Genomic DNA, 17,322 nt, shown 5'->3' on the forward strand with positions numbered 1-17,322 from the left:
CACCTTTTCAGGCAGGCAGAATACAAGGTATGATTATATCGTCTGTTTACAAGGAAATTTTGATGAAAGTCCTGTTTATCGCCGATCCAATGGCAAGTTTTAAAACCTATAAAGACACTACTTACGCCATGATGCGTGAAATGGCAAAGCGCGGTTGGCAGCTTTTTCATACCTTGAGCGGAGAATTGTCCGTCCGTGAAGGCTGGGTAGTGGCTCAGGCAGCGGCATTTGAGTTTGTCGGCGCGAAGAGTGATGACGATCACGAATGGTTTAAAGCAGAGGCAAAAGTTCAGACGGCCTTGAAAGATTTCGATGCGGTCATTATGCGCACTGATCCGCCGTTTGATATGCAATATCTGTACGCGACCCAGTTTTTGACGTTGGCAGAGCAGCAGAGCGCAAAAGTATTTAACAGCGGACAGGCAATGCGCGATTTCAATGAGAAATTGGCGATTTTGAACTTCAGCCAGTTTACCGCGCCGACTTTGGTTACCACACGTTCCGCCGATGTCCGTGCCTTTTTGAAAGAACACGGCGATATCATCATCAAACCTTTGGACGGCATGGGCGGTATGGGCATTTTCCGCCTGACCGAATCCGACCCCAATATCGGCAGTATCCTTGAAACCCTGATGCAGCTTGATTCACGCACCATCATGGTGCAACGCTATATTCCTGAAATCGTACATGGCGACAAGCGCATTTTGATTATCGGCGGGGAAGTTGTTCCGTATGCTTTGGCGCGTATTCCGCAAAACGGCGAAACACGCGGCAACTTGGCTGCCGGCGGTCGCGGCGTGGCACAGGAATTGAGCGAGCGCGACCGTGAAATTGCAGAAACCCTTGCGCCTGAATTGAAGCGTCGCGGTATTTTGCTTGCCGGTTTGGATGTCATCGGCAACAACCTGACCGAAGTCAATGTAACCAGCCCGACCGGCTTCCAAGAAATCATGAAGCAAAAAGATTTCGACGTTGCCGCCATGTTTGCAGATGCCGTAGCATCTTGGGCAAAACAATAAACCCAAAGGCCGTCTGAAAATTAACCCGACCGTTTCTTTTCAGACGGCCTTTTTATGTTGAGAATATGATGGAACCATCCTCCTACGCATCTGAAAAAAAAGGCAAAAATGGCATCAAGCGCATTATCAATGCGTTTGGTTATTCCAAAGACGGACTGGCTGCCGCGTATCGTTATGAAAGCGCATTTCGCCAAGTTTTTTGGTTGAACCTGATTTTAATTGTCTTGGCGTTGTTCCTTGATTTCGGACCGGCCATCAAAATGGTGCTTGTTGTCGCATCGTTTATTTCACTGATTACCGAATTGTTTAATACCGCCATCGAGGCAGCCGTTGACCATACCTCTACTGAAAAACACGAGCTGGCCAAGCGTGCCAAAGATGCCGGCTCGGCCGCGCAACTGATGGCTTTGTTCATGTTATTTATTGTTTGGATTATTGCATTAACTGCTTAAAAATGTGGTAATATGGTAATTCGTTAGGATTAGATAGTATTAATTAATCTATATCAAAGTTTTCAGACGGCCTTTGGTTGTAAGATGAAGGCCGTATATCCCAGCCATTTGGCAAACACAAGGAGCAAAACATGAAAAAATTAATGGCAACCCTGATTCTGGCAGGCTTGGCAACTTCCGTATCTGCAGCCGGTATCCATATTGAAGACGGTTGGGCACGTGCCACTGTCGAGGGTATGAAAATGGGTGGCGCATTCATGAAAATCCAAAACGATGAAGCCAAACAAGACTTCTTGGTAGGCGGCAGCAGCCCTGTTGCAGAACGCGTTGAAGTACACACCCATATTAACGACAACGGTGTTATGCGTATGCGCGAAGTTAAAGGCGGCGTGCCTTTGGCTGCAAAAGGCGTAACCGAGCTGAAACCGGGCAGCTACCACGTTATGTTTATGGGTCTGAAAAAACAATTGAAAGAAGGCGAAAAAGTGCCTGTAACCCTGAAATTCAAAAACGCCAAACCTCAAACTGTCGAGCTGGAAGTGAAAACCGCGCCTAAAGCCGAAATGCAGCACGATCACGGCGCACACGGTGGCGCACATCAGCACTAATTGCTTGAATTTGCATATAAAGGCCGTCTGAAAGTCATTGGGCTTGCAGACGGCCTTTTCTGTCGTCAAATCAAAATGTGCTAAAATCACGCTTTAAAAAATGTATTTGAAACCCACATTCCCCTCATGAATACTACCAGCACACCAACAAACATCATCGTCGGCCTTTCCGGCGGCGTCGATTCCTCCGTTACCGCGGCCCTGCTCAAACAGCAAGGCCATCAAATCAGCGGCGTGTTCATGCAGAACTGGGAAGATGACGACAACGACGAATATTGCAGCATTAAACAAGACTCCTTTGATGCCATTGCCGTTGCCGATATCATCGGTATCGATATCGACATCGTCAATTTTGCCGCGCAATATAAAGACAATGTATTTGCCTATTTCCTCAAAGAATACAGCGCAGGTCGCACGCCAAACCCGGATGTCTTGTGCAATGCCGAAATCAAATTTAAATGCTTTTTGGACTATGCCATAGAGCAGGGCGCCGATACCATTGCCACCGGACACTATGCCCGCAAAGAAGTTCGCAACGGCGTGCATTACCTGCTCAAAGGCTTGGATCAAAACAAAGACCAAAGCTATTTTCTGTACCGCCTCAAGCCTTTCCAACTCGAGCGCGCGATTTTCCCATTGGGCGAGTTGGAGAAGCCTGAAGTCCGCCGTCTTGCCAAAGAATTTAAATTACCGACTGCAACCAAAAAAGACAGTACCGGCATCTGCTTTATCGGCGAACGCCCGTTCCGCGAATTTCTGCAAAAATACCTGCCGACCAATAATGGCAAAATGGTGACCCCTGAAGGCAAAGTAGTCGGCGAACACGTCGGCCTGATGTTTTACACGCTGGGCCAACGCAAAGGCTTGGGTATCGGCGGCGCAGGCGAGCCATGGTTTGTTGCGGCCAAGGATTTGACCAAAAACGAACTGATTGTCGTCCAAGGTCATGACCATCCTTTGCTTTATACGCAAAGCCTGATTATGAACGATTTGAGTTTCACATTGCCCGAACGTCCAAAAGAAGGGCGCTATACCTGCAAAACGCGCTACCGTATGGCTGACGCGTCTTGTACGTTGCGTTACTTGGATGATGAAACCATCGAGCTTGTTTTTGACGAGCCGCAATGGGCGGTAACTCCTGGACAGTCAGCGGTACTGTACGACGGCGATGTGTGCTTGGGTGGCGGTATCATCATGTCCACCGACAAGCCAGTCATTATTACTGCTTAATAAAAGGGCCGTCTGAAAACGAAGCGGCGGATTTAAAGCCTTTCAGACGGCCTCGATTTCAAAAAACGACTAAATAAAAGACTGATCAATATGGAAAAACTCTGGCTCAAAAGCTACGAACAAGGCGTAAACCCTGAAATCGATATTTCTCAATACAGCTCCATCAGCGACGTATTCCGTCAAAGTGTTGAGAAATTCTCGGATAAACCTGCTTTTCAAAATATGGGCAAAACACTGACTTATGCCGAAGTAGGCAAGTTGGCGACCGATTTTGCATCTTACCTGCAAAACGTATTGAAACTGCCGCGCGGTGAGCGTGTGGCAATTATGATGCCGAACGTTTTGCAATATCCGATTGCGCTTTTCGGTATTTTGCAGGCAGGTTTGGTGGCAGTGAATACGAATCCGCTTTATACGCCGCGCGAGTTGGAACATCAGTTGAAAGACAGCGGCGCGACAACGATTGTCGTGTTGGAGAACTTTGCCAATACATTGGAGTTGGTGTTGCCGCGTACGCAAATTAAACATGTGATTGTCGCGTCGGTCGGCGAGATGTTCGGCATGATTAAAGGCGCGTTGATGAACTTCGTCATCCGCAAAGTGAAAAAAATGGTACCGGAATACCGCATTCCCAATACCGTGACTTTTCAGACGGCCTTGAAGCAAGGTGCGGCAAATGCGTTTAAACCAGTCGAGTTGACGCGCGACGATACTGCCTTGCTGCAATATACAGGCGGTACAACCGGTTTGGCGAAAGGCGCCGTCCTCAGTCACGGCAATATCTGCGCCAATATGTTGCAGGCAAAAGAATGGATTAAAAACAGCCTGCACGAAGGCAAAGAAACGGTTATTGCCGCGTTGCCGCTTTATCATATCTTTGCCTTGACGGTAAACCTGATGATTTTCGCCAATACCGGTTCTAAAATCATCCTGATTACCAACCCTCGCGATATGAAAGGATTTATCGGTGAATTGAAAAAAGAGCCGATTAGCGTGTTCATCGGTGTGAATACCTTGTTTAATGCGATGGTCAACCGTCCGGATTTCGCCGAAGTCGATTTTTCCCGTTTGAAGCTAACTTTGGGCGGCGGTATGGCAACGCAAAAAGCCGTTGCGGAAAAATGGAAAAAAATCACCGGTACGCCGATTGTGGAAGCTTACGGTTTGACCGAAGCCAGCCCGGGCGTATGTTGTAATCCTTTGAATATCGAGGCTTACAGTGGCGGTATCGGTTTGCCGGTTCCTTCGACTGAAGTCGAATTACGCGATTCGGACGGCAAAGAAGTGTCTATCGGACAGCCGGGCGAATTGTGGGTACGCGGTCCGCAAGTGATGAAAGGCTATTGGAACCGTCCTGAAGAAACCGCCAAAGCAATCGATGCACGCGGCTTTTTGGAGACCGGCGACATTGCCGTGATGGATGAAAAAGGCTGGCTGAAGCTGGTGGACCGCAAAAAAGATTTGATTGTGGTATCCGGTTTCAATGTGTATCCGAACGAAATCGAAGAGGTGGTGGCCAGCAACGACAAAGTCTTGGAAGTCGCCTGTATCGGCGTGAAAAGCGAGAAAACCGGCGAAGCGATTAAGGTCTTCGTCGTACGCAAAGATCCGTCTTTGACCAAGGAAGAGTTGATCGATTTCTGCCGTAAAGAGCTGACTGCTTATAAAGTGCCGAAAGACATCGAATTCCGCGACGAGTTGCCAAAATCCAACGTTGGCAAAATCCTGCGCCGCGAGCTGCGCTGATATACAGCATCAGCATGATAAGGCCGTCTGAAAACGCTGTTTTCAGACGGCCTGAAGTTTTTGCCGTTTGCCAGAATATGCTGCTTCAAGTTAAAATCACACATTCCAACATGGGTATCACATCATGACTAAATTTATTTTCGTAACCGGCGGCGTTGTATCTTCTTTGGGTAAAGGTATCGCCGCCGCTTCTATTGCTACTATTCTCGAGTCGCGTGGCTTGAACGTGACCATGCTTAAACTCGACCCGTATATCAACGTTGACCCGGGTACCATGAGCCCGTTTCAACACGGTGAAGTATTCGTAACCGATGACGGCGCGGAAACCGACCTCGACCTCGGTCACTATGAGCGTTTCATCAACGCCACCATGACCCGCCGCAACAGCTTCAGTACCGGCCAAGTTTATGAAAACGTGATTGCCAAAGAGCGCCGCGGCGACTATTTGGGCGGTACCGTACAAGTGATTCCGCACATTACCGATGAAATCAAACGCCGTATCCATGAGGGCGCGGCCGGTTATGATGTGGCGATTGTTGAAATCGGCGGTACAGTCGGCGATATCGAATCGTTGCCTTTTTTGGAAGCCATCCGCCAAATGCGCAGCCAGCTCGGCCGCAACAATACATTGTTTGCCCACCTGAGCTATGTTCCTTACATTGCCGCCGCCGGCGAAATCAAAACCAAACCGACCCAGCATACCGTTAAAGAAATGTTGAGCATTGGTTTGCAACCGGACATCCTGATCTGCCGTATGGACAGAGAAATGCCTGCGGACGAGCGCCGTAAGATTGCTTTGTTCTGTAACGTTGAAGAACGTGCCATCGTGGGCAGCTACGATGTGGACAGCATTTACGAATGCCCGGAAATGCTGCACAACCAAGGCATCGACAGCATTATTACCGAGCAGCTCCAACTGAATGTCAAACAAGCCGATTTGACCGAATGGAAGAAAATCGTTCACGCGATTCAAAATCCGAAACATACCGTCAAAATTGCGATGGTCGGCAAATACGTTGATTTGACCGAGTCCTACAAATCATTGATCGAAGCCCTGAAACACGCCGGTATTCACACTGAAACTGACGTACAAATTACCTTTGTCGACAGCGAAAGCATCGAGAAGGGTAATGGCGACGTTTCCATGCTCAAAGACATGGACGCGATTTTGGTGCCGGGCGGCTTCGGTTCACGCGGCGTGGAAGGCAAAATTGCCGCCGTACGCTATGCGCGTGAAAACAACGTACCATACTTGGGCATCTGCTTGGGTATGCAAATTGCCCTGATTGAATACGCCCGCGATGTTGCAGGTTTGAAAGGTGCAAACTCTACCGAGTTTGACTTGAAATGCGCCGCGCCTGTCGTTGCCCTGATTGACGAATGGCAAACTGCCGACGGCAGCGTAGAAACCCGTGACGAATCTGTCGATTTGGGCGGCACCATGCGTCTGGGTGCGCAAGAAGTTGATCTCAAACCGGGCAGCCTTGCTGCAAAAATCTACGGCAGCGAACATATCCGCGAACGTCATCGCCACCGCTACGAGGTCAACAACAACTATGTTCCTCAGTTGGAAAAAGCCGGTTTGGTCATCGGCGGCGTATCCGCAGGCCGCGAGCGTTTGGTTGAAACCATCGAATTGCCAAATCATCCTTGGTTCTTCGCTTGTCAGTTCCATCCGGAATTTACTTCCAATCCGCGCAAAGGCCATCCTTTGTTCAGCGCGTTTGTGAAAGCCGCGTTGGGTAACAAAAAAGCCTGATTGATGTGATTGAAAAAGCACCTGTTTCTGGGTGCTTTTTTTGTTTTCAGACGGCCTTAGAAGTTATTTGTCTTCATTGACTTCACGGTCGTTTAAAGGTTGTACGGGACGGTTGTTTTCGCCGCCGATAATGTCGCGCATGGCTTTAAACTGCGCCGCATCTGCCTGAACCGGAGTTTTTAAGACAACCCAAGTAACGTTTTCGCTGCAAGGTGGCGTTGTCAGCGAGCCTTTCAGTTGGAAGGACTTGCTATCTTTAGGCAGCAGGGCTTGGATATTCAAGTTTTTCAACGTTACGGATTCGCCCGCTTTCAGTTTTTTTGCAGTGAGTGCGGATAAGGCAGGATTGTTTTTGCCCGGTTTAAATACAGAGCCGATGACCGCCAAAGTGCCGTCTTCAGCTTGATGGACGAAATGCGCTTCCATCGGGAAATGTTTGCCTTTGAAAGTATGTTCGCTCGGCGTATGGAAGTGGAATTGTTTGAAGGTATAGGTTTTACCGTTAATCACGATGGTTTGTGCCTTGCCTTGCGGCGTGGCTTGAAGGGTATGGCCGTTATTTTCTACTTTGTAATCGGCGACGTTGTAACGGTATGCCAATTGTTTGCCTTTTACTGCTTTTGTCGTGGAGAAGTCCACTGGAGATTGCTGTTTGCCTGTTTTGCAGACAGCAAAGTCTTCACTCAAATCGCCCCAGTGTGCAGCATCGTTTTCACCTGTGTAAGACCAATGTGCATGATGGGTTTCGGCGGATACCGTTGCAGTAGAGACAGCCATTAGCAAAGATAAAAAGAGATGTTTGTTCAACATAAGGGCTCCTGTTTATTTATATTAGGTAAAAGGAAAGAATTTATACCAAATAAATTATTGATATAAAAAAGCTTCTTTATAAGAAGAAAGTTAATGATAGTGGTAATTTGGGAATATTGGGTTGATATATGGCAAACATTTATCAAGCAATCATTTTTGATTAAATAATTGCAATAGGAGGGATGATTGTCCTTGCCGTGACTTTGAATGGGAGAGGCCGTCTGAAATTTCTTTCAGACGGCCTGTTTCATTTGAAAATGTTGTAAAAAGTCTAAACTCTAATGAATAAAAGTGCTTATCAAGATGAAAGTAGTTGTTTGTAGCGTTGGAAAACATTAATATTGCTAAACGTGTTTTCACGAGATTTTAACTTTGTTTTGGAGAGAATAATGAAAAAATCGATTATCGCTTTGGTTGTTGCCGGTTTGCCGCTGGCTGCATCTGCAGAAGTGATTCTGTATGGTCAAATCAAAAGCAGCGTGACCGTCGGTCAAGTAAAAATCAAAGGTGATGCAGGTTCTGAAACCAGCTCTACCGCAACCAGCATCAATGACAATACTTCCCGTATCGGTTTCAAAGGCAGCGAGAACTTGGGCGGCAATTTGAAAGCCATTTGGCAGGTAGAACAAAAAACGGCCATTACCGGCGGTTCCCAAGGTTTTGCCACTCGAGACTCCTTCATCGGCCTGCAAGGTAACTTCGGTAAGATTCGCGCCGGTAAACTCAGTAATATGCTGAATGAAATGGACACCATCGATCCATGGATGTACAAAACCAATGCCGCAGGCTTGGGCATCTTTACCCGTACCGGCAACCGTAACGCCGCTGTACGCTACGACAGCCCGGATTTTGGCGGATTCAAATTCAACGTGTCTTACGCACCGCGCGACAACCGCAATCCTTCAGACAAATACACGCACACCAAACCGGCCAAAGACCAATACACCGGTGGCGTGAGTTTCTCTAAAAACGGCTTTACCGCCAATGCGGCTTACGGCCACTACAACGGCGCGTACACCGACAAATCAGGCAAAGTCAAAGCGGCGCAAATCGCCAAAGTCGAAACTTATTACGATAAAGACAATCTCTTTGTCGGCGGCGGCGTACACTATGCCAAAGGCCATGAGACAGGCAACGAATATTTAGGCTATTTCACCGATGGTTTTAATGAGTACAAGGGTAGTGACATTACTGTCGATTCAGGCAAATCTGAAGCCGTGAAAGTAGTTGATGCAGCGGTAACAGTCGGCTACAAATTCGGCAACGTGACCCCACGCATTACTTACGCACATGGCTGGCCTGCCAAGGGCGTGAACAGTGGCGAGAAATTGGTGGATAAATTCGACCAAGTCGTTGTTGGCGGCCAATACACCTTCAGCAAACGCACCGGCATCAATGCTCAACTGGCGTATCTGAAAGTCGGCAACAAAACCCGTCTGACTGCGGCCAACAAAGGCGGCGTTGAACAAAAAGCCGCTTCTGTGGGCCTGTATCACAAATTCTAAGCCGTCTTGAAAGACAAGGCCGTCTGAAAAATTTCAGACGGCCTTTTTGTTGATTAAAGTGGTTTATTTGTCGTGGTTGGTCAGCGTTGTACCGTGACGGCCGCCGCGTTCTTTCAAACGTTGTACCAAGCCTTCGACCGTTGTCGGCATACCGTCGATACAGAATGCCTGATACAGGGCGGTGTGCAGAGCATCGTTGCGGCTGAACGCATTGCCGATCAGCTTCCAATCGCCTTTACGCGGCTCGATCCAGCGGTGGTTTACTGTGTCGCCGTAAGCGAATACTTTGTAAGACGAACGCTTGTCGTTGCTGTAAGTAAAGGACGTGCGGGCGCAATAGAGGCCTTCGACGGAGAGGTTGTCGTAGCCTTTGTCGGAGCGCACATTCAAGACGTAGCGGATGCTGTTGTCAGGCGCAGGCATGATTTGCAGGCTGCTGAGCAGGATTTTGGGCTGCTTGCCGTAGGTTTCGTTAACGTAGAGGTCGAACCAATCGCCCGATTGGGTATTGGGCAGGGGCGGCAACTCGGCTTTGTGTTCTTTAAATTCGCGTGCGGCAACTTCTTCAGGGCTTTCCTGATAACGCGTGTTGGTCAGCGTATCCTTTTGGCTGAAACCCAAAGCAAATGCTTGAGTCGCGGCAAGGCTGAGAGCGAGAAGGGCAAAACGGCGCATAGACAGCTCCAAAGTGAAAAATGGCTTTATTTTATGGGCTTGCAGGGTGGGGTGCAAGTAAGTGCGGTATAATTGACGTTAATTCTGATTAATATGACGAGTTTCATCATGAATACACAAACTCTGGATGTCATCGGTTTGAAATGCCCGCTGCCGATTTTGCGTGCCAAAAAAGCTTTGGCGCAAATGCAGGAAGGCGAAGTGCTGACCGTATTGGCCACCGATGGCGGCGCGCCCGGCGATTTTGAAGCGTTTTGCCGTCAGACCGGACATGTCTTGTTGGAATCGAGCGAGGCCGACGGCGTGTTCAAGCTGGTGTTGAAGCACAAATAAAGGCCGTCTGAAATGTCTAAAGCCGTCGCGTTGTCTGCCGCTGTATTGGCTGTCTGCCTGAGTGCATGCGGCAATGAAGGCGTTTCGCCGCAGAACGCTGCCGATTATGCCCAAAATGCAACCGACTTGTTCCGCCAAAGCTGCGTGGCCGCAGACGGCGATGCCGCCTTTGTCGGCGAGTTTGCCAATGCCAACAAGCTGATTTTATTGTCGAAAAAAGATATTGCCGATTTACCTGCCGGAATGATGGATTTGGAGGCATTAAGCATTTGGAAGAAAACGGAAAACGGCGCAGATTATTATTTGAGCCTGACTGAAGACAGTTGCAGCGTGCGCACGGCTAAAGCCGACGACCATCTGATTTTCAAACAATTTTTGGCTTTGGCAGAAAATCCGCCGCAAGGTTTGAACGCTGAGTTGCGTGCTGATAATTTGGCGGAAACCCCGTTGCCTATGCGTCAGATTTCCTACGCATGGCGCGCATCCGGCAGTCCGAAAGAAACCTTGCTGACCGTTAAAACAACGTCGTCCGAGCATTTTCCGGTACAGGCTGTTTTTTATTTGACCCATCATTCTTACGACAATAAGGCCCCCGTTTTGCCTTAGGCCGGTTGACGATTGAAAAACATCAAATTGATAGAAACCGTTACCGCCGAATAAAGGCCGTCTGAAACATTATCAAACCAAACCACTCGAAAGTAAGCTATGCAAACCCTGACCATCATCCGCCCCGACGATATGCACTTACACCTGCGCGACGGCGACGCGCTCAAAGCCGTTGCCCCCTACACCGCCCGACAAATGGGTCGCGCGGTTATCATGCCCAACCTGAAGCCGCCCGTTGTCAGCGTTGCCGATGCTCAAGCATACAAAGAGCGCATTATGGCCGCCCTGCCAGAAGGCAGCGCCTTCCAGCCGTTGATGACGCTTTATTTGACCGACAACGCCACTCCCGAACTCGTGCGTGAAGCCAAGGCTGCCGGTATCGTGGCTTTCAAACTCTATCCTGCAGGCGCAACAACCAATTCCGATTCCGGCGTGACCGACTTGTTTAAGCTGATTCCTGTGTTGGAAGAAATGGCGAAACAGGGTATTTTGTTCTTGGTTCACGGCGAAGTGACCGATCCTGAAATCGATATTTTCGACCGCGAGGCCGCCTTTATCGAGCGCGTGATGAAGCCGGTTTTGGCGCAAGTGCCGAATCTTAAAGTCGTGTTTGAACACATCACCACTGCCGAAGCAGCCCGACTGGTATTGGAAGCCGGCGATAATGTGGCCGCGTCCGTGACGCCGCAACACTTGCTGCTCAACCGCAACGACCTTTTGGTCGGCGGCGTGCGCCCTCATCATTTCTGCCTGCCTGTACTCAAACGTGAAACCCACCGTCAGGCTTTGGTTGCCGCCGTTACCGGCGATAAGGCGCACAAATTCTTCCTCGGCACGGACTCTGCGCCACATGCCAAAACTGCCAAAGAAAATGCTTGCGGTTGCGCCGGTATGTTCAGCGCGATGACCGCCATCGAGCTTTATGCCGAAGTGTTTGAGAAAGCAGGCGCGTTGGACAAACTGGAAGCCTTTGCTTCTAAAAACGGCCCGCGTTTCTACGGTCTGCCTGAAAATACTGATACCATCACATTGGTCAAACAAACGCAAACCGTTCCTGCCAGCGTACCTTACGGTGATGGCGAGCTTGTACCGATGAGGGCTGGTGGTGAGATTGAATGGACGGTTCAATATTAAATTTGCCGTCAATGAGACATAAAAAGAAACAACCTGCTTGAAAGGCAGGTTGTTTTTTATTGTCGTTCAGACAGCCTGTCATGGGGAGGGAGGCATACAAGCCCGTCTGAAAACCAATTATTACGTTTATTCGGTCAACATGGGTTTCAGCGCTTCCCAAGCCTGCGGCAGTTGGGTAAAGCCATCTGAAGCCATCAAATGGCCGCCTTCGGGAATATGGGTAACAGGGCTTTTGAGCTTGGCCGCCATGTCCAAAGTCAGTTCGGGCGGAACATGGGTGTCGTTGTCGGAAACCAGGCAGTGTTTGGGCATGTCGATTTTGCGCAGGATGTCGAAATCGGGCGACGCTGCTTTAATGTAGGCATCGAGTGCAGGCAGGGGCGGCAGTGTATCGGCAAAACCGGCGGCAAGCAACAGACCGCCGATTTTTTGCGGCTGTTGGCGGCTGAGGAAGTGAAGGAGGGTAATGCAGCCGAGGCTGTGGCCGACTAGGAAGGTATGGGCATCGGGCTTGCCGATGTGCTGGTCTAGGGTAAACTGCCACGCGGTCGTGCTTGGTTTGTCGGGATTGGGCATGGCGAGGGAGATTGCTTGTGTGCCGGTGCTTTTGACTTGGGCGCAAAGCCAGTCAAACCAGTTGCCGTGCGGATTACCTTCAAAGCCATGTACGATATAAACGCGTCGATTCATGTTTTTCCTCCTTCAGACGGCCTGAGACTTTTGTCTAAATCTCTGCCTATAAGCGTTTATTATACCATGTTTGTTTATGTTTTATTGTTTGTCGCTTGGTAAGGATTTTTAATTAAGCTTTTGTTGTTAAATGATATTTGCAAACATAATAAAGCAAACAACACGGCAGGGGCTGATGGCGTTGCCGTGTTGTTCGGGTTTGAAATATATAGGAGCCGTTTGAAAAAACGGTTTAGAAATAGCCTTGTTTTTTGCGCTCTTCCATTGCCGCTTCCGATACACGGTCGTCCATGCGCGTGGCGCTGCGTTCGGAAATGGTTGCGGCGGCGGTTTCGGCAATGATGTCTTCGGGCGTGGCGGCGGTGCTGGCAACAGGGCAGGTGCAGGAAATATCGCCGACGGTGCGGAAGCGGACATCGCGGATTTGGGCAACTTCGCCTTCGCGTTTTGGGGTCAACGGGGTAACGGGAACGAGCAGGCCGTTGCGTTCGACAACTTCGCGCTTGTGGGTATAATAAATCGGCGGCAGGGCGAGTTTTTCGCGTGCGATGTATTGCCAGATGTCCAATTCCGTCCAGTTGGAAATCGGGAAAACGCGCATGTTTTCGCCTTGGAACAGGCGTGTGTTGTAGAGCGACCATAATTCAGGACGTTGGTTTTTGGGGTCCCATTGGCCGAACTCGTCTCGGAAAGAGAAGATGCGTTCTTTGGCGCGCGCTTTTTCTTCATCACGGCGAGCGCCGCCCATCAGCGCATCAAATCCTTGTTCTTCGATGGTTTCAACCAGTGTAACGGCTTGGGCAGCGTTGCGTGAATCGGTTTCGCGGCGCAAGACGACGCTGCCTTTGCGGATGGATTCTTCTACGCTGCCAACCACAAGTTGTACGCCGGTGCGTGCGACCGTGTCGTCGCGGAACTGAATGACTTCGGGGTAGTTGTGGCCGGTATCGACATGCAGGAGTTTGAACGGCAGCTTTAGCGGGCGGCCTTCGATTTGGAAGGCTTTGACGGCAAGCGCCAGCAATACGACGGAGTCTTTACCGCCGGAAAACAGCAAGGCCGGATTTTGAGCATTGGCAATCACTTCGCGGATGATGTAGATAGACTCGGCTTCGAGCCAGTCGAGGTGGTGGTTTTGGATAGACATTTTTTCTCTCTTTGCAACCTTGGCGACAGTCGATACTTTAGTGAGGCCGTCTGAAAAAGGGAAAGAATGGTTTGTTTGTTGCAAAGATGTTTTTGTTATATTGCCCGAGTGTGTTTTCAGACGGCCTTTGTGCTTTAACTTATTTTTAACCCGATTTCTCTGACGAAGCGCCTGTCTTCGCGTACACTTTGGTTTTTTAGAAATGAGAATGGTTTATGTATCACGGCGAGAGATTTAATGCGTACAGCCATTTGGCCGGTTTCTTGTTGGCAGTGGCGGCTTTGGTGCTGATGCTGGTGAAAGCGGTGGAATCGGCGGATGGCTATCGGATTGCCGGTGCACTGACTTACGGAGTCTGCCTACTACTCCTGTATTTGGGCTCAACCTTATACCACAGTATTCCGCAGCCGAAGGCCAAGGCGATTTTGCAAAAGGTCGATCATTGCATGATTTATCTTTTGATTGCAGGCAGCTATACGCCGTTTACGCTGATTACCCTTCACGGCGGCTGGGGCTGGTCGCTTTTCGGCGTGTCGTGGGGGCTGGCTTTGCTGGGCATTGTTCAGGAGCTGACGATTGGGCGCAAAAGTGAGAAGCGGCTGCTGTCAATGGTGATTTATGTGTTGATGGGCTGGCTGATTGTGGTAGCTGTATGGCCGCTGATACAGTCGCTTTCGGCCGGTGGATTATTTTGGCTGGTGTTGGGCGGCGTATTGTATAGTGCGGGGATTTATTGGTTTATCAACGATACGAAAATCCGCCACGGCCACGGTATCTGGCACTTATTTGTCTTGGCAGGCAGTTTGACGCAATTTATCAGCATTTATTTTTATGTGTTGTAGTTTCAGACGGCCTGAAATAAAAAACCTCTCAGTTTGACTGAGAGGTTTTTGTTTGTCGTTAACCTGGGTTTTTGTCGTGGAATTCGTGGAATTCATAGTTGTAGGTCAGCTCTTTGCCGGCTTTGGTTTGCGCCAGATAGTCGTCGTAAACCGCACGGATTTCCTTACGCAGCAGGAAGAGGGCGATTAAGTTCGGCAAGACCATAAAGCCGTTGAACATATCGGACATGCTCCAAACCAAATCCACTTTGCCCAAGGTACCCAATACGATAGCCACCAAAACCAGTGCGCGGTAGATGCCCAAGTGTTTGCCGCGGAACAGGAAGCGGATATTGGATTCGCCGAAGTAGTACCAGCCGATGATGGTGGTAAAGGCGAAGAAGGTCAGACAGACGGCGAGCAGTTGCGAACCGAAACCCGGAAAGGCTTTGTTAAACGCCAGTTGGGTAACCGCAGCACCGGTTTCACCGGACAGGTTGGCATCGGTCAGCAGGATAATCAGCGCGGTTGCCGTGCAGACCATCAGTGTATCGATAAAAATACCGATAAACGCGGCCATACCTTGTTGCACAGGGTGTTTGACGTTGGCGGTCGCATGAGCGTGCGGGGTCGAACCCATACCGGCCTCATTGGAAAACAGGCCGCGTGCCACACCGAAGCGGACTGCCTCACGCATACCGATACCGGCCGCACCGCCCAATACCGCTTCAGGATTGAAAGCGGCGACAAAGATACTGTGGAACATCGGGATGATGTGGTCGGAGAATTTGAACAAAATAATCACGGCACACAAGATGTAAATTACCGCCATAAACGGCACGACAAATTGCGCGATACCGGCAATGCGGTTGATGCCGCCGATGATGATCAGGCCGGCGAATACCGCCAAAGCAATGCCGACAGCCATCGGGGGAATATCGAAAGCCAAATTCATGGCCGAAGCGATGGAATTGGATTGGGTTGCGTTACCGATGAAGCCCAGCGCGATAATCAAGGCGATAGAGAAAAAGCCGGACAGGAAACGCGCCGCACCACGGCCGATTTTCGGAGTCAGGCCATGTGTGATGTAAAACGCAGGGCCGCCGATGTATTTGCCGTGGCTGACCACGCGGTATTTTTGCGCCAAAACGGCTTCTGCAAAAATGGTAGACATGCCCAAAATGGCAGACAACCACATCCAAAAAATGGCACCCGGGCCGCCGGCAGTAATCGCAGTGGCGACACCGGCAACGTTACCGGTACCGATTTGCGCGGAAATCGCCACGGCAAGCGCTTGAAATTGAGACAGGGATTTGCCTTCGTGGTCTTTGTCTTTTTTGCTGAACAAGCCGCCGAAAACGGATTTGAAACCCGCCCCTAATTTGGTAATTTGCGGTGCGCCCAAGTACAGGGTAAAAAACAGGCCGATGCCGATTAAGGCATAAATCAGCAGGTAGTCCCAAAGAACCAGATTGACTGCACCCACCAGAGCAGACAATATTTCTTCCATAATAAAACCTTTAATAAAAACAATAAAAATAAAATGATACGGGTAACTACTCCCACTCATTTTTCGCAGTTGGCAATATCGGCGAGCAGGCCGTTTTGCCATTCGATACCGGTTAAGTTGTTAACAATTTTGACCGATTTTGTCATCATACCGTAAACCTTCGTGAATTAAAACGAAAAACTGACAAAGGTTTGCCGCAAATGTGCTTCTTTATTTAAAAAAGGTTTTTTTGTTTTCAGACGGCCTGTTTTTGCAAATGTTCGGGCCGTCTGAATATTTTGGCTAAAGGCAACTTATGATAAAATGCACGCCTTACAAATGAAGCAAATTCCGCCTCAACGCGTGAAAAAACGAAAGGAATCAACATGGCAGGCCATAGTAAGTGGGCAAATATCCAACACAAAAAAGCCCGACAAGATGCCAAACGCGGCAAAATCTTCACCCGTCTGATTAAAGAAATTACCGTTGCTGCCCGCATGGGCGGCGGCGACCCCGGCGCGAACCCGCGCCTGCGCCTGGCTTTGGAAAAAGCCGCTGAAAACAATATGCCTAAAGACAACGTGCAACGTGCCATCGACAAAGGTACGGGCAATCTGGAAGGCGTGGAATACATCGAGTTGCGTTACGAAGGCTACGGCATCGGCGGTGCGGCTTTGATGGTGGACTGTCTGACCGACAACAAAACCCGTACCGTTGCCGATGTGCGCCATGCATTCACTAAAAACGGCGGTAACTTGGGTACCGACGGTTGCGTAGCGTTCAACTTCGTTCATCAAGGCTATTTGGTGTTTGAACCGGGCGTTGACGAAGATGCGCTGATGGAAGCAGCTTTGGAAGCCGGTGCGGAAGACATCATCACCAACGACGACTGTTCTATCGAAGTGATTACCGCGCCGAACGACTGGGCAGGCGTGAAAGCGGCATTGGAAGCCGCGGGCTACAAATCTGTTGACGGCGACGTTACCATGCGCGCCCAAAACGAAACCGAGCTGAGCGGCGAAGATGCGGTTAAAATGCAAAAACTGATTGACGCATTGGAAGATTTGGACGACGTACAAGACGTTTACACTTCTGCCGTGTTAAATCTGGACTAAACAGTTTAAAGAACAAAAGGCCGAGACCTTTGCAAAATTCCCCAAAATCCCCTAAATTCCCACCAAGACATTTAGGGGATTTCCCATGAGCACCTTCTTTCAGCAAACCGCCCAAGCCATGATTGCCAAACACATCGACCGCTTCCCACTATTGAAGTTGGATCAGGTGATTGATTGGCAACC

The 17,322-nt window shown here is 49.5% G+C and carries 17 protein-coding genes and 1 pseudogene; 13 read left to right on the forward strand and 5 right to left on the reverse strand.

Annotated elements, in window-relative coordinates:
- Window positions 1-62 precede the first annotated feature (62 nt).
- The 6 genes from gshB to pyrG all read left to right on the forward strand — a co-directional run bounded on the left by gshB (window position 63) and on the right by pyrG (window position 6,814).
- On the forward strand, window positions 63-1,019 hold the full coding sequence (gene gshB, locus O3682_RS10030) for a glutathione synthase (RefSeq protein WP_371509913.1): 957 nt from the start codon (window positions 63-65) through the stop codon (window positions 1,017-1,019).
- A 68-nt stretch (window positions 1,020-1,087) separates the two neighbouring features.
- Complete coding sequence (locus tag O3682_RS10035; protein WP_371509936.1) at window positions 1,088-1,471, forward strand: diacylglycerol kinase; 384 nt, start codon at window positions 1,088-1,090, stop codon at window positions 1,469-1,471.
- A gap of 131 nt (window positions 1,472-1,602) precedes the next feature.
- Complete coding sequence (locus O3682_RS10040) at window positions 1,603-2,079, forward strand: copper chaperone PCu(A)C (RefSeq protein ID WP_004519448.1); 477 nt, start codon at window positions 1,603-1,605, stop codon at window positions 2,077-2,079.
- A 126-nt stretch (window positions 2,080-2,205) separates the two neighbouring features.
- The gene (gene mnmA, locus O3682_RS10045; protein ID WP_371509915.1) at window positions 2,206-3,309 is read left to right on the forward strand and encodes a tRNA 2-thiouridine(34) synthase MnmA; all 1,104 of its coding nucleotides are present in this window, start codon (window positions 2,206-2,208) and stop codon (window positions 3,307-3,309) included.
- A 90-nt stretch (window positions 3,310-3,399) separates the two neighbouring features.
- Window positions 3,400-5,055 (forward strand): AMP-binding protein, encoded by a 1,656-nt coding sequence (locus O3682_RS10050; protein WP_371509917.1) that lies wholly within the window; start codon window positions 3,400-3,402, stop codon window positions 5,053-5,055.
- Between the two features lie 124 nt (window positions 5,056-5,179).
- The gene (gene pyrG, locus O3682_RS10055) at window positions 5,180-6,814 is read left to right on the forward strand and encodes a CTP synthase (RefSeq protein WP_371509919.1); all 1,635 of its coding nucleotides are present in this window, start codon (window positions 5,180-5,182) and stop codon (window positions 6,812-6,814) included.
- Window positions 6,815-6,877: 63 nt separating this feature from the next.
- Here pyrG and O3682_RS10060 read toward each other — a convergent pair whose 3' ends face one another.
- The gene (locus O3682_RS10060; protein ID WP_070873840.1) at window positions 6,878-7,624 is read right to left on the reverse strand and encodes a carbonic anhydrase; all 747 of its coding nucleotides are present in this window, start codon (window positions 7,622-7,624) and stop codon (window positions 6,878-6,880) included.
- 389 nt (window positions 7,625-8,013) lie between these two features.
- Between O3682_RS10060 and O3682_RS10065 the strand changes: the two genes are divergently transcribed.
- Window positions 8,014-9,129 (forward strand): porin, encoded by a 1,116-nt coding sequence (locus O3682_RS10065; protein WP_371509921.1) that lies wholly within the window; start codon window positions 8,014-8,016, stop codon window positions 9,127-9,129.
- Between the two features lie 63 nt (window positions 9,130-9,192).
- On the opposite strand, the gene O3682_RS10070 is transcribed toward O3682_RS10065, so the two are convergent.
- Window positions 9,193-9,804, reverse strand: coding sequence for a CNP1-like family protein (locus O3682_RS10070; protein ID WP_371509923.1), 612 nt, complete (start codon window positions 9,802-9,804; stop codon window positions 9,193-9,195).
- Between the two features lie 108 nt (window positions 9,805-9,912).
- On the opposite strand from O3682_RS10070, the gene O3682_RS10075 reads away from it, so the two are divergent.
- The 3 genes from O3682_RS10075 (at window position 9,913) to pyrC (ending at window position 11,877) form a co-directional block, all read left to right on the forward strand.
- Window positions 9,913-10,137, forward strand: a complete 225-nt coding sequence (locus O3682_RS10075) for a sulfurtransferase TusA family protein (protein ID WP_003681929.1) — start codon at window positions 9,913-9,915, stop codon at window positions 10,135-10,137.
- Window positions 10,138-10,149: 12 nt separating this feature from the next.
- Window positions 10,150-10,743 (forward strand): NMCC_0638 family (lipo)protein, encoded by a 594-nt coding sequence (locus O3682_RS10080; RefSeq protein WP_371509925.1) that lies wholly within the window; start codon window positions 10,150-10,152, stop codon window positions 10,741-10,743.
- 99 nt (window positions 10,744-10,842) lie between these two features.
- Window positions 10,843-11,877 carry a dihydroorotase gene (gene pyrC / locus O3682_RS10085; RefSeq protein ID WP_371509927.1) on the forward strand — a complete coding sequence of 345 codons (1,035 nt, stop codon included), beginning with the start codon at window positions 10,843-10,845 and terminating at the stop codon, window positions 11,875-11,877.
- 126 nt (window positions 11,878-12,003) lie between these two features.
- Here the strand turns inward: pyrC and O3682_RS10090 are convergent, their stop codons facing one another.
- Both O3682_RS10090 and cysD read right to left on the reverse strand, forming a co-directional pair.
- Window positions 12,004-12,567 carry an RBBP9/YdeN family alpha/beta hydrolase gene (locus tag O3682_RS10090; RefSeq protein ID WP_371509929.1) on the reverse strand — a complete coding sequence of 188 codons (564 nt, stop codon included), beginning with the start codon at window positions 12,565-12,567 and terminating at the stop codon, window positions 12,004-12,006.
- 232 nt (window positions 12,568-12,799) lie between these two features.
- Window positions 12,800-13,798, reverse strand: coding sequence for a sulfate adenylyltransferase subunit CysD (gene cysD, locus O3682_RS10095; RefSeq protein WP_315093937.1), 999 nt, complete (start codon window positions 13,796-13,798; stop codon window positions 12,800-12,802).
- Between the two features lie 131 nt (window positions 13,799-13,929).
- On the opposite strand from cysD, the gene trhA reads away from it, so the two are divergent.
- Window positions 13,930-14,556, forward strand: coding sequence for a PAQR family membrane homeostasis protein TrhA (trhA, locus tag O3682_RS10100; protein ID WP_070625855.1), 627 nt, complete (start codon window positions 13,930-13,932; stop codon window positions 14,554-14,556).
- A gap of 58 nt (window positions 14,557-14,614) precedes the next feature.
- On the opposite strand, the gene O3682_RS10105 is transcribed toward trhA, so the two are convergent.
- Complete coding sequence (locus tag O3682_RS10105) at window positions 14,615-16,045, reverse strand: alanine/glycine:cation symporter family protein (RefSeq protein WP_371509932.1); 1,431 nt, start codon at window positions 16,043-16,045, stop codon at window positions 14,615-14,617.
- Between the two features lie 365 nt (window positions 16,046-16,410).
- Here O3682_RS10105 and O3682_RS10110 point away from each other — a divergent pair, with 365 nt between their 5' ends.
- Together O3682_RS10110 and O3682_RS10115 are read left to right on the forward strand one after the other, a co-directional pair.
- Window positions 16,411-17,139 (forward strand): YebC/PmpR family DNA-binding transcriptional regulator, encoded by a 729-nt coding sequence (locus O3682_RS10110; RefSeq protein ID WP_371509934.1) that lies wholly within the window; start codon window positions 16,411-16,413, stop codon window positions 17,137-17,139.
- Between the two features lie 85 nt (window positions 17,140-17,224).
- Window positions 17,225-17,322: pseudogene (locus tag O3682_RS10115) on the forward strand (IS5/IS1182 family transposase); the annotation flags it as partial.

Source organism: Neisseria sp. 27098_8_112 (assembly GCF_041433235.1).
Classification (GTDB): domain Bacteria; phylum Pseudomonadota; class Gammaproteobacteria; order Burkholderiales; family Neisseriaceae; genus Neisseria.

What these genes read in the sequence shown, in the direction of transcription:
- O3682_RS10075 (WP_003681929.1), top strand. Translation starts at nt 9,913, where the DNA reads ATGAATACACAAACTCTGGATGTCATCGGTTTGAAATGCCCGCTGCCG.
- O3682_RS10065 (WP_371509921.1), top strand. Translation starts at nt 8,014, where the DNA reads ATGAAAAAATCGATTATCGCTTTGGTTGTTGCCGGTTTGCCGCTGGCT.
- O3682_RS10070 (WP_371509923.1), bottom strand. Translation starts at nt 9,804, where the DNA reads ATGCGCCGTTTTGCCCTTCTCGCTCTCAGCCTTGCCGCGACTCAAGCA.
- mnmA (WP_371509915.1), top strand. Translation starts at nt 2,206, where the DNA reads ATGAATACTACCAGCACACCAACAAACATCATCGTCGGCCTTTCCGGC.
- trhA (WP_070625855.1), top strand. Translation starts at nt 13,930, where the DNA reads ATGTATCACGGCGAGAGATTTAATGCGTACAGCCATTTGGCCGGTTTC.
- O3682_RS10080 (WP_371509925.1), top strand. Translation starts at nt 10,150, where the DNA reads ATGTCTAAAGCCGTCGCGTTGTCTGCCGCTGTATTGGCTGTCTGCCTG.
- O3682_RS10060 (WP_070873840.1), bottom strand. Translation starts at nt 7,624, where the DNA reads ATGTTGAACAAACATCTCTTTTTATCTTTGCTAATGGCTGTCTCTACT.
- O3682_RS10035 (WP_371509936.1), top strand. Translation starts at nt 1,088, where the DNA reads ATGGAACCATCCTCCTACGCATCTGAAAAAAAAGGCAAAAATGGCATC.
- pyrG (WP_371509919.1), top strand. Translation starts at nt 5,180, where the DNA reads ATGACTAAATTTATTTTCGTAACCGGCGGCGTTGTATCTTCTTTGGGT.
- pyrC (WP_371509927.1), top strand. Translation starts at nt 10,843, where the DNA reads ATGCAAACCCTGACCATCATCCGCCCCGACGATATGCACTTACACCTG.
- O3682_RS10040 (WP_004519448.1), top strand. Translation starts at nt 1,603, where the DNA reads ATGAAAAAATTAATGGCAACCCTGATTCTGGCAGGCTTGGCAACTTCC.
- O3682_RS10050 (WP_371509917.1), top strand. Translation starts at nt 3,400, where the DNA reads ATGGAAAAACTCTGGCTCAAAAGCTACGAACAAGGCGTAAACCCTGAA.
- gshB (WP_371509913.1), top strand. Translation starts at nt 63, where the DNA reads ATGAAAGTCCTGTTTATCGCCGATCCAATGGCAAGTTTTAAAACCTAT.
- O3682_RS10090 (WP_371509929.1), bottom strand. Translation starts at nt 12,567, where the DNA reads ATGAATCGACGCGTTTATATCGTACATGGCTTTGAAGGTAATCCGCAC.
- O3682_RS10105 (WP_371509932.1), bottom strand. Translation starts at nt 16,045, where the DNA reads ATGGAAGAAATATTGTCTGCTCTGGTGGGTGCAGTCAATCTGGTTCTT.
- O3682_RS10110 (WP_371509934.1), top strand. Translation starts at nt 16,411, where the DNA reads ATGGCAGGCCATAGTAAGTGGGCAAATATCCAACACAAAAAAGCCCGA.